The sequence below is a fragment of the Paraburkholderia antibiotica genome (genome assembly GCF_012927125.1).
GTDB classification, from domain to species: domain Bacteria; phylum Pseudomonadota; class Gammaproteobacteria; order Burkholderiales; family Burkholderiaceae; genus Paraburkholderia; species Paraburkholderia antibiotica.
Genome location: NZ_JABBFZ010000017.1, coordinates 90240 through 112822, shown reverse-complemented (window position 1 = coordinate 112822; position 22583 = coordinate 90240). Strand labels below are relative to the sequence as shown.

21 protein-coding genes are annotated in these 22583 nt (G+C 65.1%); 9 read left to right on the top strand and 12 right to left on the bottom strand.

Annotation, left to right across the window (positions count from 1 at the left end; genetic code table 11):
* Position 1 precedes the first annotated feature (1 nt).
* The 6 genes from HHL14_RS24525 (at position 2) to HHL14_RS24500 (ending at position 7425) form a co-directional block, all read left to right on the top strand.
* Positions 2–1048 (top strand): bifunctional UDP-4-keto-pentose/UDP-xylose synthase, encoded by a 1047-nt coding sequence (locus tag HHL14_RS24525; RefSeq protein ID WP_169500171.1) that lies wholly within the window; start codon positions 2–4, stop codon positions 1046–1048.
* Positions 1049–1058: 10 nt separating this feature from the next.
* Positions 1059–1952: a polysaccharide deacetylase family protein gene (locus HHL14_RS24520; protein WP_169500170.1), complete on the top strand. Its 894-nt coding sequence runs from the start codon at positions 1059–1061 to the stop codon at positions 1950–1952.
* A gap of 249 nt (positions 1953–2201) precedes the next feature.
* The gene (locus tag HHL14_RS24515) at positions 2202–2663 is read left to right on the top strand and encodes a peroxiredoxin (protein WP_169500224.1); all 462 of its coding nucleotides are present in this window, start codon (positions 2202–2204) and stop codon (positions 2661–2663) included.
* Between the two features lie 356 nt (positions 2664–3019).
* Positions 3020–4885: a PhoH family protein gene (locus HHL14_RS24510; protein WP_169500169.1), complete on the top strand. Its 1866-nt coding sequence runs from the start codon at positions 3020–3022 to the stop codon at positions 4883–4885.
* 203 nt (positions 4886–5088) lie between these two features.
* Positions 5089–6375, top strand: a complete 1287-nt coding sequence (locus tag HHL14_RS24505) for a C40 family peptidase (protein ID WP_169500168.1) — start codon at positions 5089–5091, stop codon at positions 6373–6375.
* A gap of 246 nt (positions 6376–6621) precedes the next feature.
* Positions 6622–7425, top strand: coding sequence for an SDR family oxidoreductase (locus HHL14_RS24500; RefSeq protein WP_169500167.1), 804 nt, complete (start codon positions 6622–6624; stop codon positions 7423–7425).
* Between the two features lie 182 nt (positions 7426–7607).
* On the opposite strand, the gene HHL14_RS24495 is transcribed toward HHL14_RS24500, so the two are convergent.
* The 10 genes from HHL14_RS24495 to HHL14_RS24445 form a co-directional block, all read right to left on the bottom strand.
* Positions 7608–8618 (bottom strand): inorganic phosphate transporter, encoded by a 1011-nt coding sequence (locus tag HHL14_RS24495; protein WP_169500166.1) that lies wholly within the window; start codon positions 8616–8618, stop codon positions 7608–7610.
* Positions 8618–9244, bottom strand: coding sequence for a DUF47 domain-containing protein (locus tag HHL14_RS24490; RefSeq protein ID WP_169500165.1), 627 nt, complete (start codon positions 9242–9244; stop codon positions 8618–8620). The genes HHL14_RS24495 and HHL14_RS24490 overlap by 1 nt, the downstream gene beginning before the upstream one ends.
* 170 nt (positions 9245–9414) lie before the next feature.
* The gene (locus HHL14_RS24485; RefSeq protein WP_169500164.1) at positions 9415–10803 is read right to left on the bottom strand and encodes a replicative DNA helicase; all 1389 of its coding nucleotides are present in this window, start codon (positions 10801–10803) and stop codon (positions 9415–9417) included.
* 188 nt (positions 10804–10991) lie between these two features.
* Complete coding sequence (gene rplI, locus HHL14_RS24480) at positions 10992–11444, bottom strand: 50S ribosomal protein L9 (protein WP_169500163.1); 453 nt, start codon at positions 11442–11444, stop codon at positions 10992–10994.
* A gap of 27 nt (positions 11445–11471) precedes the next feature.
* Positions 11472–11747, bottom strand: a complete 276-nt coding sequence (gene rpsR, locus HHL14_RS24475; protein ID WP_169500162.1) for a 30S ribosomal protein S18 — start codon at positions 11745–11747, stop codon at positions 11472–11474.
* A 2-nt stretch (positions 11748–11749) separates the two neighbouring features.
* Positions 11750–12049, bottom strand: a complete 300-nt coding sequence (gene priB, locus HHL14_RS24470) for a primosomal replication protein N (protein ID WP_169500161.1) — start codon at positions 12047–12049, stop codon at positions 11750–11752.
* 67 nt (positions 12050–12116) lie between these two features.
* On the bottom strand, positions 12117–12491 hold the full coding sequence (gene rpsF, locus HHL14_RS24465; RefSeq protein ID WP_169500160.1) for a 30S ribosomal protein S6: 375 nt from the start codon (positions 12489–12491) through the stop codon (positions 12117–12119).
* A gap of 349 nt (positions 12492–12840) precedes the next feature.
* The gene (locus tag HHL14_RS24460; protein ID WP_169500159.1) at positions 12841–13941 is read right to left on the bottom strand and encodes an anti-sigma factor family protein; all 1101 of its coding nucleotides are present in this window, start codon (positions 13939–13941) and stop codon (positions 12841–12843) included.
* A complete protein-coding gene (locus HHL14_RS24450; RefSeq protein WP_329601725.1) occupies positions 13931–14992 on the bottom strand; it encodes an RNA polymerase sigma factor in 1062 nt (353 codons plus the stop codon). The genes HHL14_RS24460 and HHL14_RS24450 overlap by 11 nt, the downstream gene beginning before the upstream one ends.
* 277 nt (positions 14993–15269) lie before the next feature.
* Complete coding sequence (locus tag HHL14_RS24445; protein WP_169500158.1) at positions 15270–16184, bottom strand: substrate binding domain-containing protein; 915 nt, start codon at positions 16182–16184, stop codon at positions 15270–15272.
* A gap of 203 nt (positions 16185–16387) precedes the next feature.
* Between HHL14_RS24445 and gcl the strand changes: the two genes are divergently transcribed.
* From gcl to HHL14_RS24430, 3 genes are all read left to right on the top strand, one after another.
* A complete protein-coding gene (gene gcl, locus HHL14_RS24440) occupies positions 16388–18163 on the top strand; it encodes a glyoxylate carboligase (RefSeq protein ID WP_169500157.1) in 1776 nt (591 codons plus the stop codon).
* Between the two features lie 197 nt (positions 18164–18360).
* Positions 18361–19182 carry a hydroxypyruvate isomerase gene (gene hyi, locus HHL14_RS24435; RefSeq protein WP_169500156.1) on the top strand — a complete coding sequence of 274 codons (822 nt, stop codon included), beginning with the start codon at positions 18361–18363 and terminating at the stop codon, positions 19180–19182.
* Entirely contained in the window at positions 19127–20143 is a 1017-nt protein-coding gene (locus HHL14_RS24430; RefSeq protein ID WP_407945301.1) for a 2-hydroxy-3-oxopropionate reductase, read from the top strand. Before hyi ends, HHL14_RS24430 begins: the two co-directional genes overlap by 56 nt.
* A gap of 392 nt (positions 20144–20535) precedes the next feature.
* On the opposite strand, the gene HHL14_RS24425 is transcribed toward HHL14_RS24430, so the two are convergent.
* Entirely contained in the window at positions 20536–21609 is a 1074-nt protein-coding gene (locus HHL14_RS24425; RefSeq protein WP_169500154.1) for an asparaginase, read from the bottom strand.
* Positions 21610–21647: 38 nt separating this feature from the next.
* Positions 21648–22556: a LysR family transcriptional regulator gene (locus HHL14_RS24420; RefSeq protein WP_169500153.1), complete on the bottom strand. Its 909-nt coding sequence runs from the start codon at positions 22554–22556 to the stop codon at positions 21648–21650.
* Between the last annotated feature and the right edge of the window lie 27 nt (positions 22557–22583).

Here is a 22583-nt window from a genome sequence, read left to right as displayed (position 1 = left end):
CATGAAAAAAGTCCTGATTCTGGGTGTGAACGGCTTTATCGGCCATCACCTGTCCAAACGCATTCTCGAAACGACCGACTGGGAAGTGTTCGGGATGGACATGCAGACCGAACGTCTGGGTGACCTCGTCAATCACGAGCGGATGCACTTCTTCGAAGGCGACATCACGATCAACAAGGAGTGGGTCGAATATCACATCCGCAAGTGCGATGTGATCCTGCCGCTCGTCGCGATCGCCACGCCCGCTACCTATGTGAAGCAGCCGCTGCGCGTGTTCGAACTGGACTTCGAGGCGAACCTGCCGATCGTGCGTTCGGCCGTCAAGTACGGCAAGCACCTCGTGTTTCCGTCGACCTCCGAGGTCTACGGCATGTGCACGGACGAGCAGTTCGATCCGGAAGAATCGCAACTGTCGTACGGCCCGATCAACAAGCCGCGCTGGATCTACGCGTGCTCGAAGCAGTTGATGGACCGCGTGATCTGGGGCTACGGCATGGAAGGCCTGAACTTCACGCTGTTCCGTCCGTTCAACTGGATCGGCCCGGGTCTCGACTCGATCTACACGCCGAAGGAAGGTTCGTCGCGCGTGGTCACGCAGTTCCTTGGCCACATCGTGCGCGGCGAGAACATCAGCCTCGTCGACGGCGGCGCGCAGAAGCGCGCGTTCACGGACATCGACGACGGCATCGGCGCGCTGATGAAGATCATCGAGAACAAGGACGGCGTCGCGACCGGCAAGATCTACAACATCGGCAACCCGACCAACAACTTCTCGGTGCGTGAGCTCGCGCACAAGATGCTGGCGCTGGCCGCGGAATTCCCCGAATACGCGGCGATGGCCAAGCAGGTGCAACTGGTCGAGACGTCGTCGGGCGCGTACTACGGCAACGGCTACCAGGACGTGCAGAACCGCGTGCCGAAGATCGACAACACGATGCAGGAACTCGGCTGGGCGCCGAAGTCGACCTTCGACGAAGCGCTGCGCAAGATTTTCGAGGCGTACCGCGGCCACGTCGCGGAAGCCCGCGCACTCGTCGAACAGCAATAAGAGCGCATCCTTGGCTCGCATCGTTCTGAAGATCGACGTCGACACGCTGCGCGGCACCCGCGAAGGCGTGCCAAACCTCGCGCGCATCTTCGACCGCTTCAAGGCGCGCGCCACCTTCCTCTTCAGCCTCGGTCCCGACCACACCGGTTGGGCGATGCGCCGCGTGCTGCGGCCGGGCTTTCTGAAGAAGGTGTCGCGCACTTCCGTGGTCGAGCACTACGGCATCCGGCAACTGATGTACGGCGTGCTGCTGCCTGGTCCGGACATCGGCGCGAAGACTTCGGCGGAAATGCGCGCGATCCACGAAGCCGGCTTCGAGTGCGGCATCCATACGTGGGACCACGTGTACTGGCAGGACAACGTGCGCTCGAAAGATCGCGCGTGGACCGCGCGGCAGATGCAGCACAGCCACGAGCGTTTCATCGAGGTGTTCGGCGCGCCGCCCGTCACGCACGGCGCGGCCGGCTGGCAGATGAACGGCTACGCGTTCGAGCAGATCGACGCGTGGGGCATGCGCTACGCGTCCGACGGCCGTGGCCGCTCGCCGTATCTGCCGGTGGTCGACGGCAGGACGCTCGCGCACGTGCAGATGCCGACCACGCTGCCGACACTCGACGAAGTGCTCGGCGTCGACGGTGTCGACACGCACAACGTCGCCGCGTGGATGCTCAAACAGACCGAAAACAATCCGCACGACCAGGTGTTCACGCTGCACGCGGAACTCGAAGGACAGAAGCTCGCGCCGATTTTCGAGCAGCTGCTGGAAGGCTGGCGCGCGCAGGGCCACACGTTCGCGACGATGGGCGACTACTACGCCACGCTAGACCGCGACACATTGCCATCGTACCCTGTTACGTGGGGCGAAATTCCAGGGCGCTCCGGCAAGCTGATCATCCAGCCCTGACACGGCCGGAACACGGCGCGACGCTCGCCGCCTGCAGCATCGGGGACGCGGCAAGCTCGCCTGATGCTGCAGGCGGGCTCCGAAGGCGCCGCAAGCAGGCGCAAGCAGGCGCAAGCGGGCTGCGGGCAGGCTGCCATCGGGCCTCCTCGCACCGGCACCGCCCGCCTCCCCGAACAACAACAACCTCGACGACAGACCAGCCGACGCCGCGGCAGCCAGCGACGCCGGCTCCAACCACCGGAGAACCTCGTGTCCATCGCAGTCGACCAACCCATCCCCGACTTCACCGCCCCCGCGACCGGCGGCGAGATCACGCTGTCCAAGCTGCGGGGCAAGAAGGTGGTGCTGTATTTCTATCCGAAGGACAACACGCCGGGCTGCACGACCGAAGGTCTGCAGTTCCGCGATCTGTACCCGAAGTTCAAGAAGGCCGGCGCGGAAGTGCTCGGCGTGTCGCGCGACAGCCTGCGCTCGCATGACAATTTCAAGGCCAAGCTCGAACTGCCGTTCCCGCTGATTTCGGATACGGAAGAAACGCTCTGCGCGCTCTTCAATGTCATCAAAATGAAGAAAATGTATGGCAAAGAGGTACGGGGGATCGAGCGCTCCACGTTCCTCATCGACGCCGACGGGGTGCTTCGCCAGGAGTGGCGCGGCGTGAAAGTGCCGGGCCACGTCGACGACATTCTGGAAGCTGTACAAGCGCTTTGAGGCGCGCTATATTGGGCCGCAATGAGTGCCTGTCCACCCCATACTGTTCTCCGCTGCGCCAACTCTGACGGCCGCTTGACCGGATCCACCGGGGCGGTTCGGAGCATGAGGCGCAACGCGAGCATCGTAGTCGAGCCGCTTGCCCCCAATGCCGGGGCGGCGGCTTTTTTAATTGCGCGCGACCGTTCGTTTATCGGGTTGCGCGCTTCCGTCAAGGAGCCTATCGAAGACCAGGCGAACCGGCATCTCTAGACCGAATGCGCGCCTCCTCGCGCAAACTGGGCGCCCCCGTGAGGGCGCCGGCAGAATGCGACGGGCGGCGCACGATATGTGACCCGATTATTTCGAGGGAAACCATGCCTTTGCCTACTCCCCCCAGCAAGCTCGGCAATCTTTTGTCGCCTGACGAATACAAGGCCAAAGCCGTCACGCCCGCGCGCTCCGCCGCGAAAAAACAGCCGCGTGAAGGGGAATCCGCAGAGTCGGCCGATTACGGCCGCGCCAATGTCGCCACCCCGATGGCGCACGCGGCCAACGCCGCCACCACATTGCGTCCGGTGCCGGCCGTCGAGCCGCAGCCCGTCTCGCAACCCGCGCCGGCACGCGGCCGCAAAACGAAGCAGACCGCCGCGCTGTTGCAACCGGTGCCGGCTGCGCGTGCGCAACCCGAGATCGCTGCGGCCGCTGCCGCCGAAGCCCGGCTGCACGCCGAGCCGGCTGTCGCGCGCTCGCCGTCCGCGAAACAACCCACGGCCGAAACGGCCGCCGCGCCCACGCAAGCCACCGGCACCACGCGCAAGAAACGCGGCACCGGCGCCGCGCCGGCCGAGGTGCAGAAGCTCTTCGTGCTCGACACCAACGTGCTGATGCACGACCCGAGCTGCCTGTTCCGCTTCGAGGAACACGACGTCTATCTGCCGATGATGACGTTGGAAGAGCTCGACAACCACAAGAAGGGCATGTCGGAAGTCGCGCGTAACGCGCGTCAGGTGAGCCGCACACTCGACGCGCTGGTCGCGAACGCCGGCGACATCGCCGACGGCATTTCGCTCGCGCGTCTGGGCAGCCGCGAGGCGTCCGGACGGCTGTACTTCCAGACGCGGCTGACCGCGATCGAGCGGGTCGAAGGTCTGCCGGAAGGCAAGGCCGACAACCAGATCCTCGGCGTCGTGCGCGCATTGCAGCGCGACCGCGCGGATCGCCAGGTCGTGCTGGTGTCGAAAGACATCAACATGCGCATCAAGGCGCACGCGCTCGGCCTGCCCGCCGAAGACTACTTCAACGACCAGGTGCTCGAAGACAGCGACCTGCTGTATTCGGGCGTGCGCGCGCTGCCGCAGGACTTCTGGACGAAGCACGCGAAGGGCATGGAGAGCTGGCAGGACACCAAGACCGGCACGACCTACTACCGGGTCACGGGTCCGCTGTGCGCGTCGATGCTGGTCAACGAGTTCGTCTATCTGGAGCCGCAGAACGGCGAGCCGGCGTTTCATGCGCTGGTGCGCGAGCTGAACGGCAAGACAGCGCTGCTGCAAACCTTGCGCGACTACGGCCACCACAAGAACAACGTGTGGGGCATCACGGCGCGTAATCGCGAGCAGAACTTCGCGCTGAACCTGCTGATGAATCCGGAAATCGACTTCGTCACGCTGCTCGGCCAGGCCGGCACAGGCAAGACGCTGGTCGCGCTCGCGGCCGGCCTCGCGCAGGTGCTCGACGACAAGCGCTACAACGAGATCATCGTGACGCGCGCAACCGTGCCGGTCGGCGAGGACATCGGCTTCCTGCCGGGCACCGAAGAGGAAAAGATGCAGCCCTGGATGGGCGCGTTCGACGACAACCTCGAAGTGCTGCAAAAGACCGACGACGCCGCCGGCGAATGGGGCCGCGCGGCGACCCAGGAGCTGATCCGCTCGCGCCTGAAGGTCAAGAGCATGAACTTCATGCGCGGCCGGACCTTCGTCGACAAGTATCTGATCATCGACGAGGCGCAGAACCTGACGCCGAAGCAGATGAAGACGCTCGTCACACGCGCGGGCCCGGGCACGAAGATCATCTGCCTCGGCAATATCGCGCAGATCGACACGCCTTATCTGACTGAGGGCAGCTCCGGGCTTACCTACGTGGTCGACCGCTTCAAGGGTTGGGCGCATAGCGGCCATGTAACATTGGCGCGCGGCGAACGTTCGCGTCTGGCGGACTACGCGTCGGAAATTCTGTAAGCGTCGGCTGTTTTTTCCCCGCAAAGCCGCGTCCGGTGGGTTCCGGACGCGGCTTTTTTATTGCCGACGACGTCCCGCACCGGCAACACTTAGCGCACAAACTTCAAGTAATTGATGAACAATTCTTGCCGCGACCCTATTCGGCGGCTACCATCCCGACATCGTCAGTGAGTAAGCGGGTGTTTACACCCGTTACGTTTTTCATGCGCCGACTCGCCCTTTCGCTGCTCCCCGTCCTGCTGCTCGCCGCCTGTGCCGGTGCACCGCAGAAGAGCGCGCGCGGCTCCGGCGGCATCGTCGTTGCGAACGGCACGTATCATGCGCCGCCGCCTGGCTTCCCCCACTTCGTCGATCACAGCATCGGCCGCGAGGAAATCTCGATCCAGGCGATGGGCCTCGTCGGCGTGCCGTACCGCTGGGGCGGCAATACGCCCGATAGCGGCTTCGATTGCAGCGGCCTCGTGCGCTATGTGGTGCTGCGCGCGGCGTCGGTGAATCTGCCGCGCACCACGGCCGAGATGAGCGGGCGCGGCGAATCGATCGAACCGGACGGAATTGCGCCCGGCGACCTGATCTTCTTCAATACGACCGGGCGCCCGCATTCGCACGTCGGCATCTATGTCGGCAAGCTGCGCTTCGTCAATGCTCCGTCGACGGGCGGCACGGTGCGGCTCGACTATCTGACCAATCCCTATTGGGCCAAGCGCTTCGACGGTATTCGCCGGGTAGCCGGACCGGCCGCGACGCCGGCGCCGTTCGATGCGCCGAGCTACCAGGCGGCGGCTCCGGCCTCGCAGGGGGAACGTGGCGCGGTTGGCACGGCTGCAGTTGCGGCGACGTCGTCTTCGGGATATGCGGGAGCGGGTGCCGCTTCGAATAACGTGCCGCTGACGGCGAAGGCATCGTCGGCACAGGCGCCGGTTTATGCCGGAGCGGGCGCGCCGGCGCAAACGGCACGCGTTGACGCAGCGCCGCGCGCGCCGTCGATGGCGGCACCTCAGGTGTCTACAGTTTCGACAACAGCATTGGCCAACTCAGGCGGCGCTCCCGCCGCGCAGGCCGATCCGTTCGAACCGCCGCCGCCCGGCATGAGCGCGGCGCAGTTGCAGGCGCGCTCCGCCGGCGCCGTTGCACCGACTGTCGTGCCGACCGCTCAGGCGAGCACCTACGGGGCCGGCGTGCCGTCGGCAGTTCAAGCGGCACAAGCTGCGCAAGCGACACAATCGGCACCGCAGCCGATAGCGACCCGCGCCGCCGCACCGGCCTCGGCGACCGGAACAGGCGCTCCCGACGCCATCGATGCCGCCGCCGATGCGTTCGAGCCGCCTCCGCCCGCCGCCGTGGCGACACGTCAGGCCCAGCAGGCGCAGCAGGCGGAAACGGGCAGCGGCGTACAGCTCATGCGCGCATCGACGGCCTCACGCGGTGTGCCAGCGCCGACGCAAACCAGCGACGACCCGATCGCCCGCTTCGCGAACGGTAGCTACTGACGCAGCCCAGGCACGCTCACCACGGCCACGGTGCCGGACTCAACAGCATTCGCCGTACGCCGGCCGACGCGATGGGCTACGAAGCGCTGCTGCCTGCGGCGCAATACGACACGCCGCGCCTTACCTGCTGTCCGCAAAACGCGCGACTCCACCCTCTCCCGCCTCGCATAAAAAGCCGCCGTCAGGCACCGCCCGGACGCTGATCTGCTATCGTCATCGATATTCTTCCGACGGCGGGTGGCGACGATGGAACTCGGTCTCAAAGACAAAGTGGTGCTGATCACCGGCGGCAGCAAAGGCATCGGCTTCGCCTGCGCGCGCGCCTTCGCGCAGGAAGGTGCCAAGGTCGCGATCGTGTCGCGCGATCCCGCCAATCTCGCGCGTGCCTACGAGCAGCTAACGCAGGAAGGCCTGCACGTGCATCGCACGCGCGCCGATCTGCACGAGCCGCATAGCGCCGCCGACATCGTCGAGGAAGTCAGCACCGCGGTGGGCCCGATCGACGTGCTGGTCAACAGCGCCGGCGCCGCGCGCCGCTACGACCCGGAAACGCTCGACGCCGACGCGTTCCGCGCGACCATGGAAGCGAAGTATTTCCCCTACATCTATCCGCAGCAGGAAGTGCTGCGCCGCATGGCCGAGCGCGCGAAGGCCGGCGGCGGCGAGCCCGGCACGATCGTCAACATCATCGGCATGGGCGGCAAGATGGCGAGCGACATCCATATCGCGGGCGGCGCGGCGAACGCGGCGCTGATGCTCGCGACCGTCGGTCTCGCGCACTACTACGCGCGCTACGGCATTCGCATCAACGCGATCAATCCGGGTTCGACGCTGACCGAACGCGTCGAGGAAGCGGTCAAGCTGGAAGCGGCGCAGCACGGTATCGGCAACGAGGAGGCGCTCGCGCGCGGCCAGGCCAAAGTGCCGCTCGGGCGCTACGCAAAGCCGGAGGAAATCGCCGACGTCGCGCTGTTCCTCGCGAGCCGGCGCGCGAGCTACGTGACGGGCGCGATTATCCCGATGGATGGCGCGAGCGCGCCGCTGATCTGAACGCAAGTCACGCGCGATGCCGTTGCAGGCCGACGCGAAAGCGTGCTTTGAGGAGAACTGCGTGAAAACCGCACGGAGTCTGCGGTAAGAAGGAAACCGCAGCGATGCGGCTAGCAGCATAAAGCCGACGCCCGCGCGTGCCGCTCAGCCAAACCGGCAGCGCAGGCCCGCATCGCCCGGTTTTACAGGAAGCGGTGGCCGAGCCACCAGGCGGCGCCGGACAGCACCGCGGAAGCCGGAATCGTCAGAATCCACGCCCAGACGATATTGCCCGCCACGCCCCAGCGCACGGCGGAGAGCTTTTGCGTCGCGCCAACACCGACGATCGCGCCGGTAATCGTGTGGGTGGTGGACACCGGAATGCCGAGCCACGACGCGGTAAACAGCGTAAGCGCCCCGCCCGACTCCGCGCAAAAGCCGCCGACCGGCTTCAGCTTGGTGATCTTCTGGCCCATCGTCCGCACGATCCGCCAGCCGCCGAACAGCGTGCCGAGACCCATCGACAGATAGCAGCCGCCGATCACCCACAGCGGCGGCGCATCCGCGTTCATCGACGCGAAGCCGGTTGCGATCAGCAGCATCCAGATAATGCCGATAGTCTTCTGCGCGTCGTTGCCACCGTGCCCGAGGCTGTAGAGACCCGCGGACAGCAGTTGCAGGCGGCGGAAGCGCCGGTCGACCTTGCTGGGCGGCGTGCGGAAATACAGCCACGACACCAGCAGCATGAAAAACGAGCCGAGCACGAAGCCGAGCAGCGGCGAAATGAAGATGAACGCGACGGTCTTCATCAGGCCGTCGAGGTTCAGCGAACCCCAACCCGACTTCGCGAGCGCCGCGCCGACGAGACCGCCGATCAGCGCGTGCGACGAGCTGGACGGAATGCCGTAATGCCACGTGATGATGTTCCACGCGATCGCGCCGACCAGCGCGCCGAAGATCACGTAATGGTCGACGATTTCCGGGTCGATCGTGCCCTTGCCCACGGTCGCGGCCACTTTCAGGTGGAACACGAAGTACGCAATGACGTTGAACGCCGCGGCGAACGCCACCGCCTGCTGCGGCTTCAGCACGCCGGTCGACACGACCGTGGCGATCGAATTCGCGGCGTCGTGAAAGCCGTTCATGAAGTCGAACACCAACGCGATGGCGACCAGGCCGGCGACGACCCAGATAGCGAGTTGTATCGATTGCATTATGCGTTTTCCAGCACGATGCCTTCGATGATGTTCGCCACATCCTCACATTTGTCCGTGATCGTTTCGAGCAGCTCGTAGATCGCCTTGAGCTTGATCAGGACCTTGACGTCGTCTTCCTCGCGGAACAGCTTCGAGATCGCCGCGCGCAGCACGCGGTCGGCCTCCGATTCGAGCCGGTCGATGTCCTCGCAAGCCTTCAGGATCTGGCTCGCCTGCTTCATGTCCGACAGCAGGCTGACCGCGAACTGCACGCGCTCGGCGGTCGCGGTGCAGATATGCGCGAGCTGGCTGGCCTCCGACGTGACCGACTGCACGTCGTACAACGAAATCGCGGTCGCGACGTCCTCCATCAGATCGAGGATGTCGTCCATCGTCGTGATCAGCTTGTGGATCTCGTCGCGATCCAGCGGCGTGATGAAAGTCTTGTGCAACAGGTCGATGGCTTCGTGCGTCAGTTTGTCTGCCGCTTTCTCGGCCTTCTGCACGTTCTGCTTGTGGGTTTCCGCGTCCTGCAGATTGTCGATCAGCAGCTCGAGTTCGTGGCTCGCCGAGACGATGCACGTTGCGTGCGAATTGAAGATTTCAAAGAACTTGCCCTCGGTGGGCATGAATCGACCGAACATTGGGATCCTGGAAATGGGTCACGTGATGGCTGACATAAAACCGCCATATTGTACCGTCGTGTAACCGATGTCGCACTTTTGACAGTGCCGTTACAACAACGGGGCGACACTGCGTCGCCCCATCGTGTTACTGACGGACTGCCCGCGAGGGTTCCGCGGGCCGGGCGGCGTCACTCGCCGCCGTAGAAATTCTGCGCGCCGGCAAAATTGTCAAACTTTGTGTATTGACCGTGGAATGTGAGTCGAACAGGGCCGATCGGACCATTACGCTGCTTACCGATTATGATCTCCGCGGTGCCCTTGTCCGGGCTGTCCGGGTTATACACCTCGTCGCGATAAATGAACAGGATCACGTCCGCATCCTGCTCGATAGCGCCCGATTCGCGCAGGTCCGACATGATCGGACGTTTGTTCGGGCGCTGTTCGAGACCACGGTTCAGCTGCGACAGCGCGATCACCGGCACGTCGAGTTCCTTCGCGAGACTCTTCAGCGAACGCGAGATTTCGGAAATTTCGGTCGCGCGGTTTTCGCCGGACGACGAACCGCTCATCAGCTGCAGGTAGTCGATGATGATGAGGCCGAGCTTGCCGCACTGGCGCGACAGCCGGCGCGCGCGCGAGCGCAGTTCCATCGGGTTCAGACCGCCGGTTTCGTCGATGAAAATCTGCGCCTCGCTCATTTTCTGCACCGCGTGCGTGAGCTTCGGCCAATCCTCGTCGGTCAGACGCCCGGTTCGCATACGGTGCTGGTCGAGCCGGCCGACCGAGCCGAGCATACGCATGGTCAGCTGCGTGCCCGGCATTTCCATCGAGAACACCGCAACAGGCAGCCCGTACTCGACTGCCACGTATTCGCCGACGTTCATCGAAAACGCCGTTTTACCCATCGACGGACGACCCGCAACGATGATCAGCTCGCCGCCGTGCATGCCCGACGTCATCCGATCCAGATCGACGAAGCCGGTCGGCGTGCCGGTCACATCGCTCGGATTGGCGGTGTGGTACAGCGTGTCGATCCGCTCGACCACTTCGGTCAGGAGCGGTCCGATTTCGAGGAAGCCCTGGGTGCCGCGCGCGCCGTCTTCGGCGATCGAAAACACCTTCGATTCCGCTTCGTCGAGCAGTTGCCGGACTTCCTTGCCTTGCGGATTGAACGCGTCGGCAGAAATTTCATCGGCGACCGACACGAGCCGGCGCAGCACCGCGCGATCGCGCACGATTTCCGCATAGCGGCGAATATTGGCCGCGCTCGGCGTGTTCTGCGCGAGCGCATTCAGGTAAGCGAGACCGCCGACCTCTTCCGCCTTGCCCGAGGTGCCGAGCGCCTCGTAGACGGTGATCACGTCGGCCGGGCGCGTCGCCGCGATCAGCTTGCCGATGTGCTCGAAGATGATGCGGTGGTCGTAGCGATAGAAGTCGCTTTGCGCGAGAAAGTCGGCGATGCGGTCCCACGCCGCGTTGTCGAGCAGCAGGCCGCCCAGCACCGATTGCTCGGCCTCGATCGAATGCGGCGGGACTTTCAGCGACTCAAGCTGAGGGTCTTTGGACGGTGCGTTCATGGGGAGGAATTATCAGGCAATCCGGCGGCTGCGGCGAGCGGAAAAAACGCCAACACCGACGATGCGGGAAAAGAGTCGGGCACAAAAAAAGCAGGGGCCGGTTACCCGGCCCCTGCCCTTCAGCAGCACAAAGTGCTGGCTGATCCTGCGTAATGCTCAGTGCAGCTCAGTGCGGCTCAGCAGTCGACTTAGACGTGCTCGCCGATCACGGCCACCGTCACATCGACGAGAACGTCGGTGTGCAGCGAAACCTGAACCGGGTGCTCGCCAACCATCTTCAGCGGGCCTTCCGGCAGACGCACTTGCGCCTTTTCCACTGCGAAGCCTTGCTTGCCCAGTGCGTCAGCGATGTCGGCGTTCGTCACCGAGCCGAACAGACGGCCGTCGACGCCAGCCTTCTGATGGACCTGAACCGTCTGGCCTGCCAGCTTTTCGCCTTGAGCCTGAGCAGCTGCCAGCTTTTCAGCGGCGAGCTTTTCGAGTTCTGCGCGACGCACTTCGAATTCAGCCAGCGCGTCCTTCGTTGCACGGCGAGCTTTCTTGTTCGGGATCAGGAAGTTACGTGCGTAACCGTCCTTGACCTTCACGATGTCGCCCAGGTTACCCAGATTGACGACTTTTTCCAGAAGAATGATTTGCATTCGGATGCTCCTTATCGCGTCGTCGGGTTAGGCCTTGTGCTGGTCGGTGTACGGCACCAGCGCGAGGAAACGTGCGCGCTTGATAGCCGTGTCCAGCTGGCGTTGGTAGTGAGCCTTGGTACCCGTGAGACGTGCCGGCGTGATCTTGCCGTTCTCGCCGATGAAGTCCTTCAGCGTTTCGATGTCTTTGTAGTCGATGGATTCGACGCCAGCTGCCGTGAAACGGCAGAACTTCTTGCGCTTGAAGAGCGGGTTCTGTTGCTGACGACGCTTGTCGAATTTCTTACCAGTCGGGCGGGGCATGATTAGTCCTTTCCAATGTCCTGCAATGCTGTGATGTGAAATACCAGAGTTCGCGCGTTACGGTGCTGTTTCGCCAGAAAACCTGTGAAGAGCGTTTCGACGCCCATCCGACAGTTTTCGAGCTGACCGCTCGCTTCGCCCGCGGCAACCGCCTGCATGGTCAGTTCGACCTGACGGGCAATGCCCGCCTCGACGACTTCCGTGCGGTGGTGCAACGTGCAGCTTGCAATCGGAACGCCGGCGGGGGTGTACCGCACCGGTTCGCGTTCGACGACGCTTGCCGTGAGTTGCAGCCGGTTCATGTACCTGATTTACCTGTGTACGTGAGCGACAGCGACGCTACGCGTCTGGCAGCTTAAATAGTGTGTCTTAAGCCTGCGCTTCGGTCGGCTGAGCTGCTGCCGACTTCTTGGCTTCTTCGCGCTGCACTTCCTTCATCATCGGCGACGGGCCGGTTTCGGCCTTCTTCAGCTTGACGATGAGGTGACGCAGAACGGCGTCGTTGAACTTGAACGCGTGTTCCAGCTCGTCAAGCGTGGTCTGGTCGCATTCGATGTTCATGCAGACGTAGTGAGCCTTCGCGAGTTTCTCGATCATGTAGGCCAGTTGGCGACGGCCCCAGTCTTCGACGCGGTGGATCTGACCACCGTGCGACGTGATCGTGCTTTTGTAACGCTCGATCATGGCGGGCACTTGCTCGCTTTGATCGGGATGCACGATAAATACGATTTCGTAATGACGCATATTCACTCCTTGTGGATTAAAGCCGCCCGGGCGTCGGAACCGGTGCGGCAAGTGAGAAGCCGAAGACTATAACGCAAAATAATCGGTGCTGCAACGTTTCCGCCGTTTTGGCGACGGAATCGGCTGTATTTTCAAGGCTTTAGAAAACGGGAGGCTGGCCTCGCGAGGCGCTGAAACAGGTGCGCATGGAAACTTCCCCGGATTCTCCACGGACTGCGGGCCGCCTTGTGCAGCGGCCCTCCGGCGCTTGCCGGGCAGTCGGCGGCAGCACGTTCCTGTCCGCCCTGCGCGCACTTTCTCACCCTCGCGAGCCGTTGCGAGCGCTCCCGAGCTTTGTCCGCGCGCCCGCTCAGCCCGCTTCCGTGCGCTCGCTGCCGGCCTGCAGGCGCGCCCGCAGCGCCGCCTCGAGACCGCTCAGCGCATCGGGAGCGGCGTCGGTGATCGCCCACCAGGTCATGCCGGCCGCGTCCCAGTGCGCGATCGAATAACCGTCGTGACCGAGCGATGCGGGTAGCGCGCCGCCTGTCGCGCCCTGCGGGAACACGTACACGTCGATCACGTGCTTGCGATACCGGTACACGAGCACCGCGACCCGCTGATGGGCGAGGTAGTCGAGCCGCCCGCCTTCGAGCGCGAAACCGCTTGCTGCCAGGTCCTCGACCGGTGGCGAGTAGTCGAGCTTGCCGTTGAACCATGGCTTGACGGTGTGCCGGTCGGTCGAAATCACGTCGATGTCGCGGCCCGACACCTGCGCGCGCACATGACTTTCGATAAGTTCGTCGGTGAATGGCGCGACGTCGGCGGAGCGATGCAGCGTGAGCGCGAGCACCCCGGCCGCCGCGCACAACGCGATGACGAGCGCCGCAAGGCCGCCGCGCGCGGCGCTGCGATTCGCGCCGCCGGCGCCGACTGGTGCGCCGAAGCCACCCCAACCGCCCCAGCCGCCGAAGCCACCTTGCGGGTCGCGTGAACCGCCGGCTGTGCCTGAGCCCCCTGGGCCGCCTGAAGCGCGCGCCCCCACGGAGCCACCCGAGCCACCGCCGCCTCGCAGCCACCCGCCCAGCCACGCGGACCACCCTACGCCGCGCCGCCCACGCCCGGACTCAGGCTGCGTCGCGCCGGCAGCGCCCGCCATGCCTGCACTCCCCCCGCTCGCAATCTCGCCAGCCTGCGCCGCCGCATCGTTCCAGGAAGTCTCGCCCGCAGCAGACGCCGTGGCCCCTTCATCCACCGTCGCCGGCAACCCGGCCATGATCCGCTGCCGCAACGCCTGCGGCGTCCGATGATACGGCGCCGCGCGCAGCGCACCGCTCAGCGCGCGCAGATTTTCGCTGGCGCGCCGGCAGTCGTCGCAGCTCTCGATATGCTGCTGGACCCGGCGCGCATCGGGCGCCGGCAATTCGTGATCGGCATTCGCATCGAGGAGCGGCCGTGCTTCGTTACAGTCCATCCGGCGTCTCCTGGGCAGCGTCGGCGGCAGCGCCGGGAATGATGAGGGGCCGGCCGTCGGCAAACGCCCGGAGCTGGGTGACGGTGGCAGTTGCGGTGGCGATGGCCGGAGGACTGGTCGTAGACAAGCCTGTAACCGGCGAACCGGCGGCGGCCAGATCAGTGGCCAGGTTAGTGGCCTGATCAGTAGCCAGACCGGCGGCCGAACTCGCGGCAACCGCAGCGGCTCGACCGGCGCCGGCGTGTCGCACTGTCTGCGTCGATGCTCCGGCTGATACGGGCGACACCGATCGCATCGACTGCCCGGCCTCGTCCGATGGCGTTCGCTTCGGCACGCTCGCAGCAGTCGTCCCTGCGTCACCTGAACGCGCGGCACCACCGACAGATTTCGCCGATTCCGCGGTTCCGGCATGCGACACGCCCAGCGCGCCTCGCCTCCCCGCGCCCGCGCCGGCCGACGCCGCCCCACCGCGTTCCTGCGCCATCAGCACCTCGGCGAGCTTACGCCGTCCGCGCGCGAGCCGCGACATCACGGTGCCGATCGGCACGTCGGCGACCACCGCGATCTCCCGATAGCCCATCTCCTCCAGCTCGCGCAGGATCAACACCTCGCGATACTCGACCGGCAAGCGAGCGAGCGCGTCATGGACCTGGCGCGCATCCTCGTCTCGGATCAGCAGCGTCTGCGGATCGTCACCGCCTGCGCTCCAGCCGTCGAAAGTCGCGTCGTCCATGGTTTCGTCGAATTCGAGCATGTCGTGCGATGGCGCGCGCCGCCGCCATTCAGTGTACCAGGTGCGACGCACGATCGCGAGCAGCCACGGCCGCGCGGAGTCGCCGCGAAACGTATCGAAGAAGCGGAACGCGCGCATGAACGCCTCCTGCACGACGTCTTCGGCGTCGTTCGGGTTGCCGCACAGCCAGCGCGCGAGGTTGTACGCGGCGTCGAGATGCGGCAGCGCGAGCTGCTGGAAGCGGCGGCTCCTGGCGGCATCGGCAGCGGCGTCGGGCTCGCCGCGCGCGCGGGCGGCGTCTGAATCGGTCTGGACCACGTGGGCCCCTCCAAGGGCATCGCTACGTCGTGCGGGGCGCCGCGATTCGCAACGTTCGCGCTCCGCGCCGTGTCATTCGTGATGTGTCTTTCACAGCAGAACCGCTCATTTGCCGAGTTTATTCCCGCCTTCGGCCGGGATTCTCAAAAAATCGGTGATGCCCTTCGCCCTTCGCCCTTCGCCCTTCGCCCTTCGCCCTTCGCCCGCAGCCCTTCGCCCGCAGCCCGCAATCACACCCCATCCCGAGCATCCACCACATTAAGCGCGCACGGCCCCCCTAATACGACGCCCGATTCCAATACCCCTCGCTCGCGTAAATCTCCTTCAGATAATCGATGAAATACCGCACCTTGGCCGGCACGTAGCGCTGCTGCGGATAGACCGCGAGGATGTCGTAGTCGGGCAACGCGTACTCGTCGAGCACGGTTTCGAGCTCGCCGCACGCGAGCTGCCGCTGGATTTCCCACGTCGAGCGCCAGCCGAGCCCGAGCCCCTCCGAGACCCAGCGATGCAGCAGCTCGCCGTCGTTACAGTCGAGCGAGCCGCCGACGCGCACCGTCGCCAGTTTGCCGTTGCGGCGGAAATACCAGCCGCGGTTCTGGCCGCCCTGCAGATTGAACGCGAGGCAGTTGTGGGCCGGCAGATCTTCGAGCGTCTTCGGCCGGCCGTGGCGCCGGAAATACTCGGGCGTGCCGCACACCACCCGCCGGTTCGACGCGAGCTTCACCGCGACGAAGTTCGGATCGACCGCGCCGCCGATACGAATCGACAGGTCGTACCCCTCGCGCACCAGATCGACCACCCGGTCGGTCAGATTGAACGACATCTGCAGTTCCGGCTTGCCGGCGAGAAACGCCGGCGCGAGCGGCGCGACGTGCTTGCGACCGAACGCGGCCGGCGCCGACACGATCAGGTGACCACTGACCGCGCGCCGCCCCGCGCTCAGTTCGTTTTCCGCCTGGTCCCATTCGGCGAGCAAGCCGCGGCAGCGCTCGAGAAACGCGGCACCGTCCTCGCTGACGACGAGCCGCCGCGTAGTCCGATACATCAGCTTCACGCCGAGGCGCTTTTCGAGTGCGTCGATGCGTCGCCCGAGAATCACCGGCGACACCCCTTCCTCCAGCGCCGCCGCCGCGAGACTGCCCGCCTCGGCGACCCGCACGAAAGTTTCGATCTGTTTGAAGCGATCCATTGTCGTCTCCTGCCTGTCTCGCGCGATAGCGCCCGGCCAGCCCCGACGGTCATGCGTTGCAAGGCCCTGCCGGCTCGTCCGTCACGGCGTCATTCAATACTTTTTGTTTCGAAATAAGCGACCCGAACTGATCTTATCAAACCTTTAATGCAGGCCTAAAGTCTCCTCCAACAGAGTTATTTCCGACATTGAGGAGACATTTCATGGCCAGAATGAGAGCTGTCGACGCCGCCGTGCTGGTGCTCGAAAAAGAAGGTATCGATACCGCGTTCGGCGTGCCCGGCGCCGCGATCAACCCGTTCTACTCGGCGATGCGCAAAGCCGGCGGCATCAGCCACGTGCTCGCGCGGCACGTGGAAGGCGCGTCGCACATGGCCGAGGGCTACACTCGCGCGCAGCCGGGCAACATCGGTGTATGCATCGGCACGTCGGGCCCCGCCGGCACCGACATGATCACCGGTTTGTACTCCGCCCAGGCCGACTCGATTCCTATTCTCGCTATCACGGGCCAGGCGCCGCGCGCGCGTCTCTACAAGGAAGACTTCCAGGCCGTCGACATCGAATCGATCGCCAAGCCCGTCACCAAGTGGGCCGTGACCGTGCGCGAGCCGGCGCTGGTGCCGCGCGTGTTCCAGCAGGCATTCCATCTGATGCGCTCGGGCCGTCCGGGCCCGGTGCTGGTCGATCTGCCGATCGACGTGCAGCTCGCCGAAATCGAGTTCGACATCGACACCTACGAGCCGCTGCCGGTCTACAAGCCGAAGGCGACGCGCAAGCAGATCGAAGCCGCGCTGACGCTGCTCAACGACGCCGAGCGTCCGCTGATCGTGTCGGGCGGCGGCGTGCTGAACGCCGTGGCCGAAGACCTGCTCGTGCAGTTCGCCGAAACGCTCGGCGTGCCGGTAATCCCGACGCTGATGTCGTGGGGCGCGATTCCCGACGATCATCCGTTGATGGCCGGCATGGTCGGTCTGCAGACCTCGCACCGCTACGGCAACGCGACGATGCTCGCATCCGACTTCGTGCTCGGCATCGGCAACCGCTGGGCGAACCGTCATACCGGCAGCGTCGACGTCTATACGAAGGGCCGCAAGTTCGTGCACGTCGATATCGAACCGACGCAGATCGGCCGCGTGTTCGGCCCGGATCTCGGCATCGTGTCGGACGCGAAGGCCGCGCTCGAACTGTTCGTCGAAGTCGCGGACGAATGGAAGGCCGCGGGCAAGCTGAAGGATCGCAGCGCATGGGTTGCCGACTGCCAGCAACGCAAGCGCACGATGCTGCGCAAGACGCACTTCGACAACGTGCCGATGAAGCCGCAGCGCGTGTACGAAGAGATGAACCAGGTGTTCGGCCGCGACACGTGCTACGTGAGCACGATCGGTTTGTCGCAGATCGCCGCCGCGCAATTCCTGCACGTGTACAAGGCGCGCAACTGGATCAACTGCGGCCAGGCCGGCCCGCTCGGCTGGACCATTCCGGCGGCGCTGGGCGTGCGCGCGGCCGATCCGCAACGGCCGATCGTCGCGCTGTCGGGCGACTACGACTTCCAGTTCATGATCGAAGAGCTCGCGGCCGGCGCGCAATTCAAGCTGCCGTACGTGCATGTGGTCGTGAACAACTCGTACCTCGGGCTGATCCGCCAGGCGCAGCGCGCGTTCGAGATGGACTACTGCGTGCAGCTCGGCTTCGAGAACATCAACTCGCCGGAGATGGAAGGCTATGGCGTCGATCACGTCGCGGTCGCCGAAGGTCTCGGCTGCAAGGCGATTCGCGTGTTCAAGCCTGAAGAGCTGAAGCCGGCGTTGCAGAAAGCACAGTCGATGCTCAGCGAGTTCAACGTGCCGGTAATCGTCGAAGTGATTCTGGAGCGCGTGACCAACATCTCGATGGGCACCGAAATCGACGCGATCAACGAGTTCGAGGAACTGGCCGAGAAGCACGCGGACGCGCCGACGGCAATCAGTCTGCTCGACTGAGCCGCTCTTCTTCGCGGCAGCCGCGGCGCGAACGATAACCGCGGCAGCGACGCGCACGGACCGGGCCGATGCCCGGCACCGTCTGCGCGCGCATCGCGGGCGTCGCACGTCGCACGCACCCACGTCGCCCACGCGGTTCGCCACACCTCGGCCGCCCCGCGTGCCCTTCCCTGACCGACCTGAGAGATCTACGCACCATGCCGAAATTCGCTGCGAACCTGACGATGCTGTTCAACGAAGTGCCGTTCCTCGACCGCTTCGCGGCTGCGGCCAATGCCGGCTTCGATGCCGTCGAATTCCTGTTCCCGTATCCGTACGCGATCGCCGAATTGAGCGAGCGTCTGCAACGCAACCGCCTGAAGCTGGTGCTGCACAACCTGCCCGCCGGCAACTGGGAAGCGGGAGAACGCGGCATCGCGTGTCTGCCGGATCGGGTCGGCGAGTTTCAGGACGGCGTCGGCCGCGCGATCGACTACGCCAGCGCGCTGAAGGTGCCGCAACTGAACTGCCTCGTCGGCATTCCGGGCGCGAACGTGGACGCCGACACCGCGCACGCGACGATCGTCGACAACCTGCGCTTCGCCGCCGGCGAGTTGAAGAAAGCCGGCATCCGGCTGCTGGTCGAGCCGTGCAACGCGTACGACATTCCGGGCTTCGCGCTGAACCGTTCGCGCGACGGGCTCGACGTGATTCGCGACGTCGGCTCGGACAATCTGTTCCTGCAATACGACATCTATCACATGCAGCGGATGGAAGGCGAACTCGCGGCGACGATCGAAAAGAACCTCGCGCGGATCGCCCACATCCAGCTCGCCGACAACCCGGGCCGGCACGAACCGGGCACCGGCGAAATCAACTATCCGTACCTGTTCGCGCTGCTCGACTCGCTCGGCTACGACGGCTACGTCGGTTGCGAATACAAGCCGCGCACGACGACCGAAGCCGGCCTCGGCTGGCTGCAGAGTGTGGCCGGTCAGACGCGCGGTGCGGCGCACGGCTCGGCGCAAACGGCGGCCTGACGCGCGTCGCGCGGCCCCAAGGCCCTTCCCTCTCACCTGGAGATTCACACACATGGCAAAGATCGGCTTCATCGGCCTCGGCATCATGGGCGCGCACATGGCGCGCAACCTCATCAAGGGCGGCCATACGCTGTTCGTGAACGGCGCGTATCCGGTGCCGGACGACATCGCGAAGAACGCGAGCGTGGTCGCCAGTTCGAGCGCGGTCGCGCAGGCCGCCGACGTGGTCATCATCATGGTGCCGGACACGCCCGACGTCGCCAACGTGCTGTTCGCCGACGACGGTGTCGCCGCCGGTCTCGCGAAGGGCAAGCTCGTGATCGACATGAGTTCGATCTCGCCGCTCGACACGCAGGCGTTCGCGAAGAAGATCAACGCGCTTGGCGTCGACTATCTCGACGCACCGGTATCCGGCGGCGAAATCGGCGCGCGCGAAGCGACGCTGACGATCATGGTCGGCGGTCCGGAAAAGGCTTTCGCGCAGGCGAAGCCGCTGTTCGATCTGATGGGCAAAAACGTTTCGCTGATCGGCGAGAACGGCGCGGGTCAGACCTGCAAGGTCGCGAACCAGATCATCGTCGCGCTGAACATCGAGGCGGTCGCCGAGGCGCTGCTGTTCGCGTCGCGCTCGGGCGCCGATCCGGAGCGCGTGCGCCGCGCGCTGATGGGCGGCTTCGCATCGTCGCGGATTCTCGAAGTGCACGGCGAGCGCATGACGAAGCGCACGTTCGAGCCGGGCTTTCGCATCGAGCTGCATCAGAAGGACCTGAATCTCGCACTCGACGGCGCGCGCAAGCTCGGCATCGCGTTGCCGCATACCGCGAGCGCGCAGCAGTTGTTCAGCGTCTGCGCGGCGAACGGCGGCAAGGCGTGGGATCACTCGGCGATGGTGCGCGCGCTGGAAATCATGGCGAATCATGAGGTCGCGCAGGCGCCCGCTGGTGAGGCGAAGGCGGCCTGACAGCATGAGGGCATGAAGCCTTCGTGATTGCCCGGCGCTTCAGCTCGCAGTGGGTCGCACCGATGGCCGCGTCGGCCTCGACGAACTCGCGGTAAGAACTCACAGCGAGCACAGGTGGGGCGCCCGTTCGTCGCGTGTCAGCTTGGGGGCTGTGCGCGGCGCAACGGGCAAATCTGCCGCTCTGGGCTGAGAGCGGCAAGTGGGGTCCGCAGCGGCACCCGTCGGCGACGGGGAAGCCTTGGTCGGTCAGACGTCGTCGTCGGGTGTCCGGCTGTCGGATTCGCTATCGTGTTTCGTGGGTCGTTCCCCACGCTTGCCGAACCATGACGTAGAAGCCAGGAATCACAATCCTGGACTCCACCGCGCGTGCAATGATCACGCGCCGGCTCGCATCAATACGTATCGAACAGCTTCTGCAACGCCGCCGGCGCCGTCTGTCCCGCCGCCAGCGCCAGCATCAACAGCACGCGCGCCTTGTACGGATTCAGCGAACCCGCGCTGACGAAGCCGAGCGCGTCATCAGCAGCCGCGCCGTTGCGCATCACGTGCCCCGAGCCGACGCGCGACGAACGCACCACCGCCACGCCACGCGACACCGCTTCCGCCAGCGCCTGCTGCAAGGTCTGATGGATCGAGCCGTTGCCGGTGCCCGCGACGACGATCCCGCGCACACCCGCCGCCACCAGCGCATCGACGGCCAGCCGCGACACGCCCGCATAGCTCGCGACGATCTCCACCTGCGGCCGCGCGGCATCGGGTGAGTCGAGTGAAGCGAGCGTGAATTCGCTCGTCAGCGTATGCGCGCGCACCACGCCGCGCTGGAATTCGACGCGGCCATCCTGCACCCAGCCGAGCGCGCCAATCTCCGGCGACTGGAACGCATCGACCGCATAGGTGCTGGTCTTCACGACATCGCGCGCGCTATGGATGCGGTTGTTGAACGCGACCAGCACACCCTGCCCGCGCGCCGCGGCATGGGTTGCCACATAGGCGGCGACCGTCACCGCATTTAGCAGATTCAGCGGGCCGTCGGCCGACAGCGCCGAGGCCGGCCGCATCGCCGCGGTCAGCACGACCGGCTTGTCCGACTTGACGCTCAGGTGCAGCAGATAGGCGGTTTCTTCGAGCGTATCGGTGCCGTGCGTGACGACCACACCGTCGACGTCGTCGCTCGCGAGCAGCGTGTTGATGCGTTGCGCGAGCGTGGTCCACAACGACATCGTCATGTCCTTGCTATCGACGCTGGCGATCTGCTCCGGCGCGATCCGCGCGACCGTGGAGAGCGCCGGCACCGCCGCCAGCAATTGATCGACGCCGACCACGCCGGCCTGATAGCCGGAGGTGTTGGCGGCATCGGGCGCCGCGCCGGCAATCGTGCCGCCGGTCGCGAGTACGGCAATGCGCGGCAACGAGCTTGCGCCAGGCACGCTGGAGGAATTCGAGGAAGAGGAAGTCGGAATATTCATGGCGGCGATTGTAAGGGGTGCCTTCGGGAAAGGGGCTTTTATCGACCGAGGTGCATGAGCGGAATTTCGGCCACCAGCGCATCGATCGCGCAGCGCGTCTTCAAGGGAAGATAGGGCGTTTTCGGCCACATCGCGTGGATCTCCCTGGGTCGCACGCCGCAACGCTCCCGCACCGCGACGAGGTCCCCCGTCGCCACATACCGCGTCAGCAACCAGCACGGCAACTGCACGAGCCCCAGACCGGCGATGCCCGCTCCGGCAATCGCCTGCACGTCGTCGAGGCTCAGTTGCGACCGGACCGGCAATTCCCGTTCGACGCTATCCGTGTCGACTACGCACCACGGCGTCACCACGCCGGCGCGCGAGTAAGCGATGCCCGCATGCTTGCCGAAATCGTCGATCTCGACAGGCATGCCGTGCCGCGCCAGATACGACGGCGCAGCCCCGATGCTCATTTCCTGCACGCCGAGGCGTCGCGCGGCGAGGCTCGTGCTGTCGCGCAACTCGCCGATGCGCACCGCCAGATCGATGTTCTCTTCGACGAGATCGACGACCCGGTCCGTAAACGAAATGTCGATCTGAAGTTCGGCGTACTGGCGTGTCAGTTCGAACAACACCGGCGCGACGCAATGGTGACCGAAGGCCAGCGGCGCGCTGACCCGCAGGCGACCGCGAGGCTCGCTGTGCCCGGTCTCGAGTTCGACCTCGGCCGCTTCGAGTTCGGCCAGCGCCCGCACGCATCGATCGTAATAGGCGCGCCCCGCCTCCGTCAGCGTCTGACGGCGCGTCGTGCGCTGGAGCAGACGCACGCCGAGACGCCCTTCGAGCTTCGCGATCACCTTGCCGATGGCCGAACGCGTGAGGTGCATGCGCTCGGCCGCGAGCGTAAAGCTGCCGGCATCGATGACCTCCACAAAGACCGCGACGCCATCCATCCGATCCAGCATATTGGGTCCTTGTGGGATTAATTAATG